General features: G+C 53.8%; 13 protein-coding genes. 7 read left to right on the top strand and 6 right to left on the bottom strand.

Features of this window, described 5'->3' with window-relative positions; genetic code table 11:
- The first annotated feature begins 15 nt into the window (after positions 1-15).
- Positions 16-2,511, top strand: coding sequence for a carboxypeptidase-like regulatory domain-containing protein (locus KIS77_14995; GenBank protein MCW5923649.1), 2,496 nt, complete (start codon positions 16-18; stop codon positions 2,509-2,511).
- A gap of 650 nt (positions 2,512-3,161) precedes the next feature.
- Here the strand turns inward: KIS77_14995 and KIS77_14990 are convergent.
- The 3 genes from KIS77_14990 to der all read right to left on the bottom strand — a co-directional run bounded on the left by KIS77_14990 (position 3,162) and on the right by der (position 6,864).
- On the bottom strand, positions 3,162-4,529 hold the full coding sequence (locus tag KIS77_14990; GenBank protein ID MCW5923648.1) for a sugar transferase: 1,368 nt from the start codon (positions 4,527-4,529) through the stop codon (positions 3,162-3,164).
- Positions 4,530-4,655: 126 nt separating this feature from the next.
- A complete protein-coding gene (locus tag KIS77_14985; GenBank protein ID MCW5923647.1) occupies positions 4,656-5,510 on the bottom strand; it encodes a hypothetical protein in 855 nt (284 codons plus the stop codon).
- A gap of 52 nt (positions 5,511-5,562) precedes the next feature.
- Positions 5,563-6,864 (bottom strand): ribosome biogenesis GTPase Der, encoded by a 1,302-nt coding sequence (gene der, locus KIS77_14980; GenBank protein MCW5923646.1) that lies wholly within the window; start codon positions 6,862-6,864, stop codon positions 5,563-5,565.
- 193 nt (positions 6,865-7,057) lie between these two features.
- On the opposite strand from der, the gene KIS77_14975 reads away from it, so the two are divergent.
- A complete protein-coding gene (locus tag KIS77_14975; protein ID MCW5923645.1) occupies positions 7,058-7,966 on the top strand; it encodes an MBL fold metallo-hydrolase in 909 nt (302 codons plus the stop codon).
- 100 nt (positions 7,967-8,066) lie between these two features.
- On the opposite strand, the gene KIS77_14970 is transcribed toward KIS77_14975, so the two are convergent.
- Positions 8,067-8,726 carry a porin family protein gene (locus KIS77_14970; GenBank protein ID MCW5923644.1) on the bottom strand — a complete coding sequence of 220 codons (660 nt, stop codon included), beginning with the start codon at positions 8,724-8,726 and terminating at the stop codon, positions 8,067-8,069.
- Between the two features lie 470 nt (positions 8,727-9,196).
- Here KIS77_14970 and KIS77_14965 point away from each other — a divergent pair, with 470 nt between their 5' ends.
- Positions 9,197-10,177: an amidohydrolase gene (locus KIS77_14965; protein ID MCW5923643.1), complete on the top strand. Its 981-nt coding sequence runs from the start codon at positions 9,197-9,199 to the stop codon at positions 10,175-10,177.
- 37 nt (positions 10,178-10,214) lie between these two features.
- On the opposite strand, the gene KIS77_14960 is transcribed toward KIS77_14965, so the two are convergent.
- Positions 10,215-10,976 (bottom strand): RNA methyltransferase, encoded by a 762-nt coding sequence (locus KIS77_14960; GenBank protein MCW5923642.1) that lies wholly within the window; start codon positions 10,974-10,976, stop codon positions 10,215-10,217.
- Positions 10,977-11,009: 33 nt separating this feature from the next.
- On the opposite strand from KIS77_14960, the gene KIS77_14955 reads away from it, so the two are divergent.
- From KIS77_14955 to KIS77_14940, 4 genes are all read left to right on the top strand, one after another.
- Positions 11,010-13,394, top strand: coding sequence for a BamA/TamA family outer membrane protein (locus KIS77_14955; protein ID MCW5923641.1), 2,385 nt, complete (start codon positions 11,010-11,012; stop codon positions 13,392-13,394).
- A gap of 183 nt (positions 13,395-13,577) precedes the next feature.
- Positions 13,578-14,717 carry a DUF937 domain-containing protein gene (locus KIS77_14950; protein ID MCW5923640.1) on the top strand — a complete coding sequence of 380 codons (1,140 nt, stop codon included), beginning with the start codon at positions 13,578-13,580 and terminating at the stop codon, positions 14,715-14,717.
- 139 nt (positions 14,718-14,856) lie between these two features.
- Positions 14,857-15,450 carry a sigma-70 family RNA polymerase sigma factor gene (locus KIS77_14945; GenBank protein ID MCW5923639.1) on the top strand — a complete coding sequence of 198 codons (594 nt, stop codon included), beginning with the start codon at positions 14,857-14,859 and terminating at the stop codon, positions 15,448-15,450.
- Between the two features lie 6 nt (positions 15,451-15,456).
- Entirely contained in the window at positions 15,457-16,440 is a 984-nt protein-coding gene (locus KIS77_14940; protein MCW5923638.1) for a tetratricopeptide repeat protein, read from the top strand.
- On the opposite strand, the gene KIS77_14935 is transcribed toward KIS77_14940, so the two are convergent.
- Positions 16,431-19,664 carry a CHAT domain-containing protein gene (locus tag KIS77_14935; protein ID MCW5923637.1) on the bottom strand — a complete coding sequence of 1,078 codons (3,234 nt, stop codon included), beginning with the start codon at positions 19,662-19,664 and terminating at the stop codon, positions 16,431-16,433. The two genes, KIS77_14940 and KIS77_14935, sit on opposite strands and share 10 nt — an antisense overlap.
- Between the last annotated feature and the right edge of the window lie 44 nt (positions 19,665-19,708).

Genomic DNA, 19,708 nt, shown 5'->3' with positions numbered 1-19,708 from the left:
TGCAAATGTTGCTTAATGAAAAAAATCCTTTCCACCACGCTGCCCTTCCTTTTTTTGCTGCCCCTGCAAGCCCTCGCCCAACTCTCCGGCAAAGTCCTCGACGAACGCGGCCAACCGCTGGCCTTCGCATCCGTCTATGTGCGCAACAGCACCAATGGCACCGTCGCCAACGCTGAAGGCGAATACCGCCTCACGGTCGCCAACGGCACGCACGAGATTGTGTTTCAGTACATCGGTTACAAGCAAAAAATAGAGCTCGTCACCATCGCCGACAACCCCGTGCGCCTCAACACCCGCATGGAACCCGCCAACCTCGAAATAGCGGAGGTCGTCATCACCACCGAAGACCCCGCCTATCGCATCATGCGAGAGGTCATCGCCAAACGCAAATACTACAAAAACAAGGTGCGGGAATACAGCTGCGATGTCTATGTCAAGGGCTTTTACAAACTGCAAGATGCGCCCAAGAAAATTCTGGGAAAAGAAATAGGCAACATGGGCGGCATACTCGACACCAATCGGCAAGGGGTGATTTACCTGTCCGAATCCGTCTCGAAAGTGTACGCGCAAGCCAAACCAGAGCGCAAAAAAGAGGTGATGATTTCGAGCATCGTCAGTGGCTCGGACAATGGCTTTAGCTTCAACCGCGCCACATACACCGACTTCGACCTCTACGACGAACGCATCGAGATAGACCGCGAGATACTCTCGCCCCTCGCCGACAACGCATTCAGCTATTACAATTTCAAATTGCTCGGCAAATACCGCGACGAGAACAATTACGACATCTACAAAATCGGCCTATCGCCCAAGCGGTCGGCTGACCCAGCCTTCAGCGGCCACCTTTATGTGGTGGACGAATGGTGGAACCTCGCGGGCGCCGACCTCGCGCTCACGGGCGCGGCCATCAAACAACCCGTGCTCGACACGCTCCGCATCCAGCAAGAATTCGTGCCAGTCGAAAAACCCGACACCTGGCGGCTGCTGAGCCAAGTGACGGGCTTCAAGTTTGGCTTGCTCGGCTTCAAGTTCGACGGGTTTTTCAACGGTGTTTTTTCCAACTACGACCTCCGCCCACAGTTTCCCAAAAACCTATTCGACAAGGAGACTTTCAAGATAGAGGACGATGCCAACGAACGCGACTCCACCTACTGGACGACCATCCGACCCATCCCGCTCACGCTGGAAGAATCGGTGGACTATGTGCGAAAAGACAGTCTCCAGCGCATCTGGAAATCCGATGCCTACCGCGACAGCATAGATGCCAAAAACAACAAGTTCGAGTTCAGCAACCTGCTTTTTGGCTACACTTGGCGCAACTCGAAGAAACACCTCACGGTGAGCTATCCCTCCTTGACGGATGGCTTTCAGTTCAACACCGTGCAAGGTTGGCTCGTGAATTTTCGCCCCACCTTCAGCAAATACGACAGCGAGCAACGCCGCCGCTTTTGGCGGGCGGAAGGCAATGTCAACTATGGCTTTTCGGAAAAAACTTGGCGCGGCGGGCTGCGCCTCGAACGGCGTTTTGAAAGCAAATTCTACTCGAACCTCGAATTGAGCGGCGGCCTCGCGGCGGTCCAATTCAGCGACAAAGACCCTATCGGCGTGGGGCTGAACACATTCTACTCCATTTTTGCGAAGCGCAACTACATGAAACTGTATGAAAAAGGCTTTGCAAAAGCCGAGTACAGCCGCTACCTCATGCCGGGCCTTTGGCTCCGCGCCGATGCGGAATGGGCCAACCGACGAGACTTGAGGAATCGCTCGGACTATTCCACTTTCAACAAGAACCGGGTCTATACCCCCAATGCACCCCTCACGGGCACCGATGAGCCTTTTTTTGCTCAACACCAAGCCTTTACCATGCAGCTCATGGCCCGCATACGCATCGGCGAGACGTTTAGCAGTTACCCCAAATTCAGGGTGTACGAAAGCTCCGGCTGGCCTGAACTCTTGCTGCTATACCGCAAAGCCATTGCCGGGGTGGTTGGCAGTGATGTGAACTACGACTATGTGCAGGCGCAAATCCGCAGAAACGGCATCGGGTGGGGGCTGTTCGGCTACACGGATGTCAATGTGGCCGCAGGTATGTTCCTGACGGACAATCGTCTGGAATTCATCGACTTTCATCACCCAATGGGCAACCAGACACTCTTCGGAAAACCCAACAACTACTTGCGGGCATTTTTCCTGCTCCCTTACTACGACTTCGCCACGCGCCGACCCTTTGTGCAAACCCATGTGCAGCACCACCTGCAAGGCTGGCTGTTGGACAAAATCCCGTTGCTGCGAAAACTCCACTGGAAAGAAGTGCTTGGCGTGGGCGTCTATTACACCGAAAACACGGTGAACGCGGAACTGCTGCCCCAACGAACGCCTTATTGGGAACTCAACTTTGGCTTCGAGAACATCGGAATCAACTTCTTCCGGCCTTTCCGCATTGACGTGGTGACGGGCTTCTTCGGGGAAAACCACTATAAGACGGGCGTGGTGATAGGGATAGGGCTGTAGGATTTACGATTTGCGATTTACGATTTGCGATTTACGATTTGCGATTTGCGATTTGCGATTTACGATTTGCGATTTACGATTTACGATTTACGATTTACGATTTACGATTTACGATTTACGATTTACGATTTATACCTCGTGCCGCCAAGTTTTCAGCATGGTTGGAAGGATGAGATCACGTTTACTAAACTTCAAAAGTTTAGTAAACGTTACCCTAGACGATGCTGAAAACTTGGCGGCGCGAGGTATACGATTTGCGATTTATGATTTACGATTTGCGATTTACGATTTGCGATTTGCGATTTACGATTTACGATTTACGATTTACGATTTGCGATTTACGATTTACGATTTACGATTTGCGATTTGCGATTTACGATTTACGATTTACGATTTACGATTTGCGATTTACGATTTACGATTTACGATTTACGATTTGCGCGAATAACAGGTTGAAATAGCCCCGCCAAAGGCGGGCGAAATATGGGTAGTCAAGTAGTTCTTTTGCCTTGTCAGCTCCAGCGAGGCACAATGCGAGCAAGTCGTGCAGGTTTTTAACACACATTGCGCCCCGCTGGGGCTAAAAACAGGGCGTGGCTGTGGCTTTCTACCCATATTTCGCGTAAATCGAAAATCGCAAATCGCAAATCCTACTTTCCTCTTCCCTGCAACAGCACTAACACCGTGTAGAACATGATTTTGAAATCCAAGGCCAGCGACATGTTTTCGATGTAGAGCAGGTCGAAGCGAAGCCTTTGGAGCATCTGCTGGACATTGGAAGCGTAGCCATATTTCACCTGCCCCCATGAAGTGATGCCGGGCCGCACTTTGAGCAAGTGTTTGTAATGAGGGTTTTTTTCCAAAATCAAGTCAATGAAATACTTGCGCTCCGGGCGCGGCCCTACAAGCGACATATCGCCCCGCAGCACGTTCCAAAAATTGGGAATTTCGTCCAGCCGCCATTTGCGCATCACGGCGCCCCAAGGGGTGCAGCGGGGGTCGCCCTCGTGGGAGAGTTGGGGGCCGAGTTTCTCGGCATCCACATACATGGAGCGAAACTTGAAAATCGTGAAGGGCTTGCCATTCAGCCCCATGCGCTCTTGCGCGAAAAAAATTGGGCCGGGCGACGACAGCCTGACGCGGATGGCGATGTAGAGCAGCACGGGCGAGAGCAAAATCAGGACAGAGGCACTCACCAGCACATCGAGCAGCCGCTTGGTGACGCGCTGCCATTTGGGCATCAGCTCCTGCCGAATCTCGATGAGTACCGCGCCGAACACATGGTTCATCTTTACCGTGCCGAGCAAGATGTCGTACATATCGGGGATGATTTTCACCAGCACCTGCTCCCCAAAGTCGAACAGGACGTTGAGGATGTCGCGCAAGAGGTTGTGCTCGGAAGTTTCAATGGCGATGATGACCTCTTCGATTTCGTGTTCGCGGATGACGGCAGCCAGTTCGTCAAGTTTGCCCAATTTTGGCAGGTGTTCCTCCAGCACCTGTCCATTGCCGCCGTTGGTGTCAATGTATCCGATGAACTTGTTGCCCAGGCCTTTTTTGCGCCCTTTGATTTCGAGGTAGAGGTCGAGCGCATTTTGGTTGCCACCCACGAGCAAGGTGTTGAACGTGATTTGACCCGCTTTGAGGCGACGGCTTGCGCGCGTCAGCACGACCATGCGCATGGTGGCTGTGAGGAGAAAATGCAAGCCAAACAACACGACGAACGAGTGGTAAAACGTGCGGTAGTCGTACACTACATCGTCGAGGATGAGCGTAAAGAACAGGAAAAAGACCCCGAAAAAGGTGAGGAAGAAAGTGCGGGTGAGCGTGGCCAACCTCGACAAGCGGTAAATGTCCACATAATGGTCGAAGATGCTGTAGAGCAAAACCCAGCCGGTAGGGATGATAAAGATGCCGAGAAAGAATTTGGGATTGCTAAAAATCTCTGGGCTAAATGCTACACCTTCCACACTTGTTTTTCTCCAAATGAAAAACAATGCCCACGACAGCATCGCCATGAAAAAATCAGCGATGCCGTAAAATAAGGTGTCTCGTTTGCGTTGGCGGCGTAACAATTTGGGACGCGATGAAAATGTCAACAATCAAAAAGAGGGCAACGGTGCTGCCTCAACATGGGAAGTCTTCTAATAGTGCAGCAGCCGGATGTTGTCAAACATCACCTTGCCTTTGAGTTGGGTATATCGGCCAAACTCGTCTTTTGGCAGCGTGACGCGAAAAAACAACCGATGCTCCTCTTGGAGCGACACTATCAGGTATTCAGTCAGGTTGATGTAGATTTTGTTCCATCCTTCCGTGGGATTGAAGCGGTAAACGGGCTGGGCAAACTCGTTGGGGCCGCTCAGCAGGTACAGGGCAAAAGGTATGTCGTTGTTGTGATGCAGCTCCATCCATACCTCTTGCGCAGCAGTGGTGGGCAGCGGCACCCACTGGGAAGCGATGTCAATGGTCGGATGCGCGGTATCTACCTCCATGCGCAGCGATTTTCCGAAAAACGCCCCGTCCGTCGTCAGCTCGAAACCTGTTGCGCCGTCGCCGTCGCGGTTTTCAAATTGCAGAATGGTGTTGCCGTCGAACTCGCCCCCGTCGCCCCAGGGCTGCACCACCGCCGGGTCGTAAGCGGTCCAGGGGCTAATGGTTGGCTCGTCGTTGGGCGAAAACTCCACCGTTGCTTCGTAGCGTTTGAGGAAAGGGTAGATATTGGGCGTGACCAGAATACCGTTTTCTTTCACGCCGGGAAACACGGTGACTTTTTGGCTGCCCTCTGCCAAAATGGGAATCATGGCAGGCAGCGTGTATGCACCGAGAAATTCGGTGTTGACGTAGAGCCAGCCGTCCGTGACTCTTTGCCATTCCGCGCCACCTTTTTCATTGACCACAAAAGGCTCGATGCGCAGATAGGTTGGAATCGGTTCGGGTTTGTCGCAACCCGCAAAAGACCATGCGATGAGAACGACGAGAGGGAAAACATACTTTTTCATGTGTCTATTCGTGTTGTGGCGCATTGGGGGGCTTGGCGACTGTTTTGCAAGTCTATTTCGCCCGCATATACACTTCCATCGTCACGCCTTTAAAGTTGAAATGTTTGCGCAATTGATTTTCCAAGAACTGCTTGTAAGAATCGCGCACATAGTTGGGGTTGTTCACGAAAAAGGCAAACGATGGGTAGTGCGTGGGCAGTTGGGTCACATACTTGAACTTGGGATAACGTCCATGCACCGACGGAGGCGGCGTGGCCTCTATCACATTCAGCATAAGTTCGTTCAGTTCGGAGGTTTTGATGCGCCGCGTGCGGTTTTCGTACACCTCCATGGCGGCTTCCACGGCCTGAAAGATGCGTTGTTTGTCGGTGGCGGAAATGAACACCACCGGCACGTCGTCGAAAGGTGCCATTTTTCTCTTGATGGCCAGTTCGTAATCACGGGCGGTATTGGTTTCTTTTTCCATCAAATCCCATTTGTTCACGAGAATGACAATGCCCTTGTGTCGTTTTTGCGCCAAACGCAGGATGTTGAGGTCTTGCGCTTCGATTCCCTGGGTGGCATCAAGTACCAACAGGCACACATCGGCCTCCTCTACGGCCCGGATGGCCCGCATCACGGAATAAAATTCGAGGTCTTCTTCCACCTTGCTTTTTTTCCGAATACCCGCCGTGTCAATCAGGATGAATTTTTTCCCAAACTTGTTGTAAGTCGAATGAATAGAATCGCGGGTGGTGCCGGCCACCGGGGTCACGATGTTGCGGTCTTCGCCGAGCAGGGCGTTGGTGAGCGAGGACTTGCCGACGTTGGGGCGGCCGACGATGGCGAATTTGGGCAGTTCCGTTTCCAACGCCGGCTCGTTCTCGATGTGTTCCACCACCGCGTCGAGCAAATCGCCCGTGCCGCTGCCGCTGATGGATGCCACGAAGAACGTGTTTTCAAAGCCAAGCCCCCAAAACTCATTGGCTTCCAGCATATTGTTGTGGTTGTCCACTTTGTTGACCACGAGAAAAACAGGCTTGTCGCCGCGTCGCAGCATTTTTGCGATTTCCTCGTCAAGGTCGGTGATGCCCGTTTGCGCGTCCACCATGAAGATGATGGCAGCGGACTCCTCAATGGCGATTCTTACTTGGCTTCGGATGGCGGACTCGAACACATCGTCGGAGCCATGCACAAACCCGCCCGTGTCCACCACGGTGAATCGCTTGCCGTTCCATTCGCAAAAACCGTACTTGCGGTCGCGTGTCACGCCAGAAAAGTCGTCGGTGATGGCTTCGCGCATCCCGACGAGACGGTTGTAGAGCGTGGATTTTCCCACATTCGGACGGCCAACAATGGCTACTATATTTCCCATTTGACTACATTTGCCTTAACAAAGACCGGGCAAAAGTAGTTATTTTGCAACCAAACGTTTTGAGGGGGGCAACCCAACATTGCTTGATTTGGTCTTTCTGGGCTGAATGTCAACTCTTTGCTTCCTCAAAGTTTCTTTTTCCCCAACTTTTGTCTCAACAAACAAACGAACTCATTCCCAACTCGAAGCCGCCATGAACAAGATAATCTATCGAGACCCCAGTGTCACCATATTTCAAAGCGCCCTGTTTCAGACCAACTCCACCGTGGTGCGGACGGATGACGTGGTATTAGTCGTTGACCCGGCTTGGCTGCCCGACGAGGTGCTGGCAATTCGCCAGTATGTGGACAGCATCAAGGGCGAGCGCCCGGTGTTCCTCATTTTCACCCATTCCGATTTCGACCACATCATCGGCTACAAGGCATTTCAGGCCGACAAGGTCTTCATGTCGAAAGCGATGTCCGAGAACCCGCGCAAAGAGGAGGTCTTGGAAAATGCGCTTGAGTTCGACGAAAAATACTACATCGAACGCCCATACCCCATCGAGTACCCGCAGGGCGACTTTCTGGTCTACCGCGACGGGGTGCAGTATCGGCAGGGGCAGACCAAAATGACTTTCTATCTGACCCCCGGGCACACGGCTGACGGCATGATGATGGTAGTGTGGCAATTGGGGCTTTGCATCGCGGGCGATTATTTGTGCGATATTGAGTTCCCGTTTATTTATCACAGCAGCGTGGAGTATCTGAAAACGCTGGAAAAACTTCCGCGCATCCACGACCGCAATTGGTTCACCCGCCTCATACCGGGTCATGGCGAGCCTTCCCTTAGCATCAATGACTGGCTGCAGCGCCGCACGGAGAGCCTTGCCTACATCTATGCTTTGCGCGAGAGCATTGCCACGGGTGTGCAATTTGACGAAGCATCGCTGTGGTCGCGTTACCGATACCCGCGCCTTCAGCAGAAATATCACGCCGACAACATCGCACTGATGGCCCGCGAGTATGAGCAAGGTCTTTGGAAGTGGGACCCCGAATTTTCGTTGGCAGCCTTGGAGCAAGGTCCTGTGGTGGCTAGCCAAAGCGTGACGGAGGAAGACTGAAAAAAAGAGGGCGTGCCATAAGCCCCTCGAATAATTCGGAACGACCCATGACACGCCCTCGCTCTTGTTCAAATCCCTCAAGCGGCGCTATTTGCTCCACTTAGAAAAATATGCCGAACCCCACGTCGAAAACAACACCGCTATAGGTGTCTTCTATTTTGGTGGTAGTCCCCAAGAAGGTGCTTTCGTCCTTGTTGGTAAACACGCTGTAACCCAATCCGAGATTGATGGAGAAATTCGGGTTGGGGAATATGGACACGCCTAACCCGCCGCCAAATTCAGTAAGGTTAGATTTGTCTTCATCCTCACCCTCAAATTTTGTTTTTGCCGAGCCAAAGGAGGCGGTGCCTCTGATAAAGGCTTTGACGTTGTCGCTCAACGGGAAGAAATAACGAAGGCGAGGCCCCGCCATGAGCAAAGTCAAGGTTGCCTTTTCGTTGCCTTCTTTTATTGTTTGGTTGAAAAAGTTGACACCTACGCCCGCTGCCAAGTTGTCAATGAGGAAGTAGTGCCCGTCGAGACTGAAGCCAATCGTCGTGTATTTGGGTTTTTCGTCTCTTGTGGTGCCGTTTACTTTTGTTTTTGTCTGGCCAAAGGCGATGCCCAAGCCATTGGTGGGGGCAATAAGCCCTCCTCCCTCGCCCAACAGTCCGATGGAAGAGAAGTTGTTGAAGCCAAGCAGGAACTTGCCCTGTTCTGTTTGAGATTTGAGTGTGAAAGCGCTCAAAAAGAGAATTGAGAGGAATGTGATTTTTCTCATGTTGCGAAATTTTATTGGTGAGAGAAATTGGTTTTGCTTGTTTCGTGGTCTCAAATATAGGGCACGTCTCTTTGTCACAATCAGTGATGTCTTAATTTTTCCACGTCTTGCAAATAATTTGTTGCGAGCCTTAGTGCCCTGTCCCTAAGCGCCCACCCCAATACAGCCCCGCATTCGACCTTCCCGGCGAAAGCGGGGTGTCTGGCGCATTGCTAACGCTGTCTTGGGCGGTGATTCAAATTTTTTCAGGACAAAGATGAAGTTCCGAAAGATAGCGAGTTGCTACCGAACCCCGTCATTTTAAAAAAATAACGGAAACCGTCGCGGCTTCCCGGAAACCCGTGAGCCTCCTTTCTCAAAAACAATCTTGGCATCCGCGTCACTTTCAAGGCGCCAGAACGTTGCTTTTTTCCAAACTTTGCCCCGCCATCCATCGCGCTCCAAGCACACGCACTATGCACAAAATAGATATGCACACCCATCTCCTGCCCGAACGCTTGCCCAATTTCGCGGACAAGTTCGGCTACGGAGATTTCATTCACCTCGAGCACCACCGCCCCGGCTTTGCCCGCATGATGAAGGGCGACACGTTTTTCCGCGAAATCGCCAGCAATTGCTGGTCGCCAGAGGTTCGCATCGGAGAGTATTTGCACTTCAAAACCCCTGTGCAGGTGGTGTGCACCATCCCGGTCATGTTCAGTTATTGGGCCAAACCCGCCGACTGCCTCGACCTGTCCATGTTTCTCAACGACCACCTGGCGGGCGTGGTAGAGGATTTTCCCGAACACTACGTCGCCTTGGGCACCATCCCGATGCAGGATGCGGATTTGGCGATTCGGGAGCTGGAGCGCCTCAAAGGGCTGGGGTTTCCGGGCATCCAAATCGGCTCCAACGTGAACCAACTCAACCTCGGCGAGCCGCAGTTTTTCCCCATTTTTGAAGCCTGCGAACGGCTCGACTTGGCCGTGTTCGTGCATCCGTGGGAGATGATGGGCGAAGCCGATATGCGCAAATACTGGCTCCCGTGGCTCGTGGGCATGCCTGCCGAGACCTGCCGTGCAGCCTGCTCGCTCATTTTTGGCGGCGTGATGGAGCGCCTGCCCAGACTGCGCTTTTGTTTTGCCCATGCGGGCGGCTCTTTCATCCCGACCATTGGGCGCATCCAGCACGGCTTCAATTGTCGGCCAGATTTGGTGGCTGTGGACAATCCCGTGCCACCACGCGACTATCTGGGCCGATTCTGGGTGGACTCGGCCACGCACGACCCTCAACTGTTGCGCTATATCCTGGAAGTAGTGGGCGATGAGAAAGTGTGCCTCGGCACGGACTACCCTTTCCCTCTGGGCGACTTGGAAATCGGGAGTTTCATCGAGGACATGAATCTTTCGCAGGCAACGCTCGAGCGTATTTTTTACAAAAACACGCTGGCTTGGCTACATGGTGGGGGCTGAGAAAAACACAATCTGTCCTCCCCCAACCGAAAACAGCCTAACCACGCCCGCGGCGCAGCATCGCCGCCACAATCCCCACCGCTACTGCCGCATTGAGCGATTCCGCGCCGCCGTTTGGGTGGCGCGGGATGGTGAGCCGATGGCTCAGTCCTTTCCTCACTTCCGGGCTGATGCCCCGCCCCTCGTTGCCGACCACCAACAGGCCATGAGCGGGCAGCTGCGCCTCGAATAGATTTTCACCTTCCAGCACGGTTCCCAGCACGGGTATGTTTGGCGCGTGTGCCATCACGTTCTCGAAGGGCGTTTCCCATATTTTTACCCTCAAAAAAGCACCCATGCTGGCCTGCACCACTTTGGGGCTGAAGGCATCGGCGCTGTCGGGCGAGCAAATCACTGCGGGTATGCCGAACCAATCGGCGGTGCGGAGCATCGTACCCATGTTGCCGGGGTCTTGTATGCCGTCGAGAAACAGGCAAAAATCGCGCTGAAGCAGGTCGGCAGCAAATGGCTCTTCGGGCAATTCGGCCACCGCGAGCACTTGGTTGGGCGTGACGAGGGCGGATATTTTTTTGAGCTCGGCTTCGCTCACGGGGTTAAAGATTTTCAAAACAGGCAGCAAAAGGGCGGCGTTGTCGGCGGCCCAGCGTTCCAGCCCAAAAACAGCCTCTACCTTCACACGTTGTTGAGCGAGCAGTTCGGCCACCATTTTGTCGCCCTCCACCATGAATTTTCGATACTTTTGCCGGTACTTTTTTACCTGAAGGGCGGCGAGCAGTTTGGTCTGATTGTGCGATAACACGGGTAAAAGTCGAAGTTGGTTGATAAAAAGTTTATGAAGTTTTACAAAACAGCCCTGCTGGCGGCGGTCGCGGCCTTGTTCAGCGCCTGCAATGTTACGAAGCATCTCGACGAGGCCAAAGGCGAGCGCCTGTTGGTGAAAAATTCAATCGAACTAAAATCGCCCGTCCGGCTCAAGACCAATCAGCGCGTCCCGTTGCTCTACGAGTTGGGCAGCCAATACAAGCAAGTGCCCAATCGCCGCCCGTTCATCCTGTTTCGCCAGCCTACCCGCCTCTGGGCCTACTACCGCAACCGCGACAAGGATACGAAATTCGCCCGTTGGGTGATGCGCAAAATAGCGGAGCCGCCAGCTATCTACGACGAACAAATCACCAGACGCACCGCCAAAAACTTTCAGAACATCGTGCAGCAGCGCGGCTACTTCGACGCCCGATGCAATTTTGAAAAAATGGACGTAGGGCGATACCATGCCAAAGTGAAATACACGCTCGACCTCGGCCCGTTGCACACCATCAATGAAGTGGACTACGAAAGCCGCGACTCCGCCGTGTTGCAAATCATGCACGAGCAAGCCGCAAAGTCGTTGCTTCGGCGCGGCGAACCCATGGACGGCCGGATATTTGACGCTGAAAAAGCACGCATCACCAACGAGTTGCGCAATCGCGGCTATGCCTATTTCGCCCCTAATTTCGTGGCTTTTTCGGGCGACAGCTTGGACACGCGCACCAATGTGACGACGGAAATATTCACACCCGGCGACTCGGTCATGCACCAGACCTACAACATCGGCAACATAGAAGTGCTCTCGAGCGTGCGCCCCGATTTGCAAATGGCCATTCGCCGCGACACGAGCATCAACGGCATATTTTTTCGCTCCGGCACCACCGAGTTCGGCGTAAAACCCTCGCGCATATACAAGGCCATCGCCATCAGGCCCTACTGGCCCTATCGGCAAGAGGATTTTGAAAGCACGATTCGTCACCTCAACGAGCTCGGCGTGTTTCGGTTTGTGTCGGTGAAGCCTACGCAGGACAGCATTGACCCCAAAAAAATCAACGTCGAAATCACAACCACGCCCAACAAACGCATCTCCCTCGGCGCCGACGTGGACCTGAACTCTTCCACCAGCGCCAGCGCCTTGGCTCGCAACCTCTTGGGCATTTCGGCTTCCGGCTCTTTTCGCAACCGCAACCTCTTCAGAGGTGCCGAAAACCTGCATAGCAGCATCCAGTACAATATCGAGTTCGACGTGGCCACGCGCAACCGATTTATTTTCTCTCAGGAGTTCAAATGGCAAAACCAATTGAGTTTCCCTCAGTTTTTCGACTACTTCGGAATGTGGCGCGGTTTGAGCCGTTGGAAAAAAGAAACCAACAACGGGGACAAATCCTTTTATCGAAAACTGCGCGACGACAGCCGCGCCAGCCTGTCGCTCAACTACAACTATCTGAACGTCATTGATTTTTACGACTACAACTTGTTCAATGCCGCGTTCGGCTACGACCTCAACGACGGGCACCACCGCTATTCGTTCGACCATGTGGGCATTGATATTTTGCGACCGCGCACACAACCCCAATTTGACTCGATTTTTGGGCAAAACCGTTTTTTGGTAAACAGCTTCGGCGACCAACTCTTCACGGGCTTCATCATGCGGGCTTTTTCGTACAACTACCTCGGCTCCAACAACCGTTTTGGCGAGCGGTGGAATTTTCGCTTCAACGCCGACATTTCCGGCCTCGAAGAGCTGGCGCTCAACCGACTTTGGTCGGCGGCTTTCGGCAAACAAACTTGGACCATCGCCGACCTTGATTTTGCCCAGTATTTCCGCATGGAGATGGACGGCGTTTATACGCGCGATTTCAGAAAAAACCTGACCGGGGCGGTGCGCGTGGGCGCGGGCGCCGTATTGCCTTTTGGCGATACCGAAACTGCCCCTTATGTGAAGCAGTTTTTTGTGGGCGGCCCTGCCAGTATCCGTGCCTGGCGCATACGGGAAATCGGCCCGGGCGGCTATGTGCCCCGCGACGATTTGGGCAGGCCCAACCCTCCGACCCGACAACCGTTTTACCAAGCAGCCGATTTCCGGTTCGAGTTCAATGGCGAGCTGCGGTTCGATATTTTTTCGTGGTTCAAGGGGGCTGTTTTTCTGGATGGCGGCAACGTCTGGACGCTCCGAAACGACTCCTCGCGCCCCGGTTCGCAATTGCGCCTCGACTCTTACAAAAACATCGCTATCGGAACTGGCATGGGCATCCGGGGCGATTTTTCGTATCTCGTCATCCGCTTCGACGCCGGCCTGCAGCTTCGCAACCCATATCCCGACGAGCATGGGCGATATTGGGTGCGCAATCTGATTTCGGGGTTCACTTGGCGCGACTTGAACCCCAACTTGGCGGTCGGCTTGCCGTTTTGACGCTTGCTCGGCCAAGCGCAGTGGACGTGGTCTGAAGCCTGCCCGGACGATTTGAACAGTCTCCGATTGTTTGGTGAATTTTGGCGAATTGAAACCTAATTTTGCAGTTAAATTCAACGGGTTAGGCTTTTTAAACACGCAGCCGCCCGACAATTCAAAACTAAAACAAAACTTCACAACGACATGGCAAACCTACTTGACTCCATCAAGGAGTATGTGACTCCCGAACTCATCGGCCAAGCGGCCAGCATCCTCGGCGAAAACGAAGGCGGCATTTCGAAGGCCGTCGGCGGGCTTGCTCCCACCATCCTCGCGGGGCTTTTGGAAAAGACCGGCGACTCGAACGCGATGGGCGGCATTTTCGACATGATTTCAAAATTCGACCCCGGCGTATTGGGCAACCTCGGCAGCCTTATCGGCGGTGGCAATCTTGCCCACAACGACCCAAAAGATGCAGCTGGCCACTTGCTCGGCGCTATTTTTGGCTCCAAAGTGCCAGCCATCACCAACGCGGTGGCCTCGTTTTCGGGCACCAAATCGTCGTCTGTTTCTTCGCTGCTCGGCATGGTAGGCCCGCTCGTCATGGGCTTGTTGAGCAAAAAAATCAGCACCGGGGGCCTCAACGTGGCTGGGCTTGCCAACCTGTTGCTCACGGAGAAAAACAGCATACTCGGTGCGTTGCCTACGGGCCTCGGCTCCATTTTGGGTCTTGCTGATTTGACTGGCAGCGGCGGCAATGTGGCCACCACGGGCCGTCGGTGGGTATGGCCGCTCGTACTCCTGCTTGGCTTGGGGGGCGCTCTCATGTACTACTTGCGCTACTGCGCCAGCCAGCCACAAGCCACGCAGGCGGTGGACACGGGTGTTCCCTCAGTGGCCCCTCCCGCACCCACGGTGGACGAGCTGGGATTCGCCATCGGCTCTCAGGAATCGGCCATGCTCGCTTTCATCAAAGACCCGAACGCAGCGATTGACAAAAGCAAATGGTTCGATTTCCCCGAAATTCAGTTTGAGGTCGGCCAATCCATTCTTTCCGCCAACTCGGACGAAAAACTAGCCGCAGTACTCACGATTCTGAACACCTACCCCACGGTCAAAGTCAAAATCGGCGGCTACACCGACTCCGACGGCGACGATGCCGCCAATCAAAAACTGAGCGACGCACGTGCCAAAACGGTGCGCGACTGGCTTGTGGCAAAAGGCATCGCCGCCGACCGCCTCGACCCGGAGGGCTACGGCGAGCAGCACCCGGTAGCGCCCAACGACACGCCGGAGAACAAGGCAAAGAATCGGCGCATTTCGTTCAGTGTGCGGGGGAAATAGCGATGAGACATGGCTACACCGCCCGCGACCTTTTGGTTCCGGGCGGTGTTTTCTTCTACAAACAACTACCTTCGCCTTCACCCTTTTTTATCAAAAACACAACCGCCAACTGGGTACCAACCTCCAATTATTGCAACTAATGAAAGGCAACCTGACAGAAGCAGAGCTTCTCGCCGCCTTGAGGCAGGGTGGCATGGCGAAAGAGAGGGCGATTAAAAAGTTTTTTTACGATGACCCAACCCTCAAAAACGAAGTCATTAAGTTCGTGCTCCGCCACGGCGGGTCTTCGGACGATGCCAAAGACGTTTTTCACGATGCCATCATTTATTTTTTGAAAAAGATAGCGGATGAAAAACTAAAAGACGAAAACAAGGCAAAACCCTATTTCATGCGCATCGCCCAAAACACTTGGTTCATGCTGTTCAGAAAGAAACGCAACATCGCTCCCGAACTCACCGACGAGCCTTGGCGGGACGACGACGACCTCGAAGAGATGGCTCAACAAGAGCAGCTCAACATGGCGCTGGACTATGGGCTGAACCAACTGGAAGAACGCCAGCGCGAAATGCTCAAAGCCAAATATGTGGACAATTTGTCGTTAAAGGAAATCGCCGCAAAATTCAGCCTCGCCAACGAGGGAATGGCCAAGAAGAACTTGTATCGGTTTAAAGGCTATTTGCGCAAGCACATCAAAAAACATCCGCTTTACCCTAAAACGGTCGAGGGAGACTGACGTGTCATGGACAACGAAGAACTTAGAAACGAACAAATAGAACGATACCTCGACGACGCGATGACGAATGGGGAACGCCTCGCTTTTGAATCACAGATGCGAAACGACCCAACCTTGCAGCAAGCGGTGGATGATGAGCGGTTGGTGAGGGCAGCCATGCAGCGTTTGCAAGCGCAAGAATTGAGAGCGAAAATGGAGCAATGGTGGCAAGAAAGTGCGGCTCCGCCTCGCCCCGCATACCCTTTTCGTCCATACTTAAAGTACGGATTGTTGATGCTGGTGGCGGCTGTGGCTGGTTATATGCTATGGCCGAGCAGGCCAGCAGTCTCTAACGACGGCGTGCCGCCCACCTCGCAGTTTCACGATACCACCCAACCTGCCGATGTTCGTTTGGGGCCAACAGGCGAGCAGCCCCCGCCACAGGCCACAATTGAACACATTCCTCAAACACCATCACCCAACAAAGCCTCAAACAACACAAAGACGCTTTCGACCTCCGACAATTTGAGCGAGTCGCCCGACAATGCTGCTGCGCGTGTGGAGGATTTTGCCCGCCTTCGATATGTCGGTTCCCCTCCCTTGGCGAGCCGAAAGTCAGAAAACACTTCCACTGGCAATGTGCTGGCCGAACCATTGAAAGCAAAAACACAGGGCAGAACGGCACTCGACAAAAAGCAATACGGCGAGGCGCTCGACTGGCTCCAACGAGCTGACACCACCGACCATGAGGTGCGATATTGGATGGCCGAAGCGCATTTTCAAAACCGTAACTACGACGAAGCGGTTCGCCTGCTCCAACCCCTCACCACCGCGTTGCAATTCAGGGTTGATGCTCAGAAGAACTTAGTGCTGTGTTATTTGGCACAATATCCCAATCGGAAAACCGAGTACGAGCAAGCTTTGCAGCGACTGCTCGACAGCCCATCCAGAACGCTTCGGGAGTGGGCCGAATCGTTGAAAGCGGAGCTGGCGGGCTTGGGTCAGAAGTGATTGGTTGCGTCGCCCGTGATGGTGAAAGCCGACCAGTAATAAGGGTGTTTCAACTCGTTGGGGCGCTTGGTGTCTGACAGATATTGCCTGCACGACTCGCTCAGCGCCGTGTCCTTGCGCATTTTTCCATGCACCATGTTATCGTAAAAGCCAACCATCAATTCGGCTGTGCTTATGTCGTTGACCTGCCAAAGCGACGACACAATGCTTTTCGCCCCCGCATGAGCAAACGCCCTTGACAAGCCTATAATGCCCTCACCGGGCTGCAACTCACCCACCGCCGATTCGCACGAGGAAAGCACTACCAAGTCGGCTTGGAACTTTTGACGGTAAATATCGGACACAAACAAGCGCCTGTGACCGATGCTGTCTTTCCCCAAAACCACATAGCAGTACTCGCCAAACCGACCATCTGCCACGGAGTGCGTGCTCAGGTGCAGCAGCCTGCTATTCGGGGCGAATCGCAAAAAAGTGTCGAGTGCCGCGGCAGCGCCATACCATACCCTGCTTTTGCCCAACATGCGGTGTATTTGAAAAGCCTCCAAACCCGAATAGTGGAGCGTGTCGAAACGAGAACGGCTGTTTTTGGCAGCGGCCAAGCTGGGCAATAGGGTCGAGTCGCCCTCGAAAAAGGGGGCCATGACCAATGACATTCCCTGTGGCGAGTATTGGGTATGCGGAAGGCACATTTCCCGCTGGAGCGCCGCCGAAAAGGCCATGCAGATATGGTAGTCATTTGCCAAAAACGAATAAGAGGCAAAATCACCCGGCTCGTCAGGCATATTCTTTAGCAGTGCGTTGAACGGCACCAGATTCAGCACCCCGTCAGGCACGATGAGCAGGCTTTGGGCCACCCGTTGGCCGATAAATGGCTCTACAGGCACGAGCAGTTTTTGGTGTAGCCAATGAGCCGTGTTGGTGTAGTCTTCAAGCGATTGTTCATACAATTTGCCCGTCCTGCGGGCATCGGAAACTGGTAGCGCGCAATAGCCCGTGATGCCCTGTCGAAGCCGCATCACGCACGAATCGAGGTCAAAATTGAGCGGAACGGCCACCATTTCGGCTGTTGTGGTGTTGGCAAAATAAATATAGATGACGCTGTCAGTCACGAAATACTCCAAGAAAGCCTGCCCTTGCCGGCAAACTTCCTTTGCCGGTACCCTTGTCGAGGTTGGCGATGAGGCACTTGATGGGATGAAAGGCCGTGTGGCCGCGACGGAATCCAATTCTTTTTTGAGGTTGAAAAGTTGGTTGACATAGCGCAACATGGTGTCGTTGGCTTCTGCAAGCCCTGTTTTCCTCATCAAATAAATTTGCTTCTCGGTCTCTGCTATTTCGTTGCGCAAAGTCTGCTCCTTAGCCTGTGCAGGGTCAATTTTCCCGAGGGGTTTTTTGTTGTTTGCATCCACGAGCACATCGCGGAGCTGAGAGTTGTGCGCCGCTTCTATGTGGCCGAATGCTCTTTCTATCCATTTAGTGTGATGGGCCAAATCATTTTGAGAAAGTTGGTATGCCGCCACAACGCACAACTCGCGGGCCTCTCGAGCCAATTCGCGCGTGTTGCGGCGCGAGCTGCTCGCTGCCAATTTTTGCTCCCATTGGGTCATGTAAGAAAGGGCCGTCTCGCCCCAGTACAGCGCCGTGTGAAGATATTCAGGGTGTAGCGCAAAGGATGCCCAGCGCAGGTAAAGGCGGCTGCGCGCTATCAGTGCAAGCGCGAGGCCGTTGGGCGAACGGGCTTGTTCCCAATTGAGCGAATCAGCGACATTCAGAATGACAAAAACACTGTCCAGCAGCTCGTTGGCCTCCTCAAACCGATGCTGCCACATCCGGCACTCTGCTATTTTTCGGAGTGAGAAAGCCACCTGCACTTGGTCTTTCCCGCGCGCGCTCTTTGCTTGTAGTGCATGGCTTACCTGAAAAAACGAGTCGGCCAGCGAAAGCTCTTGCTTTTGCAAGTAGCACTCTGCCATGTTGGCGAAGATGTTGGCACGAACTGCGTCCATGCCGGAAAAATCCTCCGGGTGAAAATCGAGGGCGCGGCGTTGAAACATCAGCGCGGAATCAAGCAAATCCTGTTTGAATTTCAACGTGCCGTATCTGCTTAGTGTCCGGGCGATGTTCAAGGAGTCTGGTTTGAGGGCGGCCCATTCCGATTGCAGGGCCAGCTGAAACATGGCCTCTGCCTTTTCCCAGTCGCGCCGGTCGCCAGCCACCACGCCAGCGTCCACGAGTGCGTTTGTCAGCGATGGGTTGCCCGGCTTGAGCGTGGCACGGCGGGCTTCCATCACCTTGTTGACGTAGAGTTCTGCCCTGTCGAAGTCGCCAAGACTGCGATACACGGTGGACAAGCCACGCAGCGATGCGATTAAGTGAGGGTGGTCGGGTCTAAGATGCTTTTGCCGCAGGGCAAGCGCGCGCTCATTGCAATAAAGCGCGTTGTCCAACTCGCCCGCGAGCTCGTGGCAAATACCCAAATTGTGCCACACATGGGCCTCGGAGACGGGGCGTGGCTTAGGGCTTTTTTGAAAAATAGCCAGCGCGGCGCGGTAGCCTCGTATGGCTTCATCGAGGTCGCCCAACGACAAATGGCATCCTGCGGCATTCTGATAGATGCTTGCCACGCCCGGGCTGTTGGGCCCCTCGTTGCGATAGCGGATGTGCAAGGCTTGCTCGTAGCTCTCCAGCGCGGATTCATTGTCGCGGTTGTCGGCTTGGGCGTTGGCGAGATTGTTCCAGCAGTCCGCCATTGCCGGAAGCCACGGGTCGTTTTGCTTTTGGTAAATGGCAAGCGCCTGCCGATGATATTCAATGGCTTTGCCGGCCTCTCTCAGCTCTGTGTGGCAAATGCCAAGATTGGTCAGGATTTTTGCCATGTAGATGCTCTCTTCGCCGTATAACTGACGCGATAGTGGCAGCACGTCTTGCAAGGCGTTGATAGCTGCCTGATACTCGCCTCTGAAAAACAGGGTGCGCCCTCGTGTGAATAGTGCGCGGACATAGAGGCTGTCGAGCAGATTGTCGCCCGCAAGGAGTTTGGCTTGTGCAAGCAATGAATCGGAAAGCGGCAGCGCGGCGTTGTAAGCCTCTGCTTTGAGCAATGCTTCGAGGGTATCAAGCCCTGTGGAGAGCTGTTGGTGGGGGGTGGAGGATTGGGCAGCAGCGGTCTTGACACAAAGAACGAATAGGGGGAAAAGCAGCAGGCGGAAAAGGAATTGATTCATGGTGTGTGTTTTCGGCTCTAATGTATGGCGTGTGGAAGCAATCA

This window comes from Saprospiraceae bacterium (assembly GCA_026129545.1).
In the GTDB taxonomy this organism is placed as follows: domain Bacteria; phylum Bacteroidota; class Bacteroidia; order Chitinophagales; family Saprospiraceae; genus M3007.
The sequence above is the reverse complement of the archived record's forward strand: the minus strand, read 5'-3'. Positions and strand labels throughout refer to the sequence as shown.

Coding starts and splice junctions, on each gene's coding strand:
- KIS77_14990 (MCW5923648.1), bottom strand. CDS start 4,529: ATGGCGATGCTGTCGTGGGCATTGTTTTTCATTTGGAGAAAAACAAGT.
- KIS77_14955 (MCW5923641.1), top strand. CDS start 11,010: ATGAAGTTTTACAAAACAGCCCTGCTGGCGGCGGTCGCGGCCTTGTTC.
- KIS77_14995 (MCW5923649.1), top strand. CDS start 16: ATGAAAAAAATCCTTTCCACCACGCTGCCCTTCCTTTTTTTGCTGCCC.
- KIS77_14940 (MCW5923638.1), top strand. CDS start 15,457: ATGGACAACGAAGAACTTAGAAACGAACAAATAGAACGATACCTCGAC.
- KIS77_14935 (MCW5923637.1), bottom strand. CDS start 19,664: ATGAATCAATTCCTTTTCCGCCTGCTGCTTTTCCCCCTATTCGTTCTT.
- KIS77_14975 (MCW5923645.1), top strand. CDS start 7,058: ATGAACAAGATAATCTATCGAGACCCCAGTGTCACCATATTTCAAAGC.
- KIS77_14965 (MCW5923643.1), top strand. CDS start 9,197: ATGCACACCCATCTCCTGCCCGAACGCTTGCCCAATTTCGCGGACAAG.
- KIS77_14970 (MCW5923644.1), bottom strand. CDS start 8,726: ATGAGAAAAATCACATTCCTCTCAATTCTCTTTTTGAGCGCTTTCACA.
- KIS77_14945 (MCW5923639.1), top strand. CDS start 14,857: ATGAAAGGCAACCTGACAGAAGCAGAGCTTCTCGCCGCCTTGAGGCAG.
- KIS77_14985 (MCW5923647.1), bottom strand. CDS start 5,510: ATGAAAAAGTATGTTTTCCCTCTCGTCGTTCTCATCGCATGGTCTTTT.
- KIS77_14950 (MCW5923640.1), top strand. CDS start 13,578: ATGGCAAACCTACTTGACTCCATCAAGGAGTATGTGACTCCCGAACTC.
- der (MCW5923646.1), bottom strand. CDS start 6,864: ATGGGAAATATAGTAGCCATTGTTGGCCGTCCGAATGTGGGAAAATCC.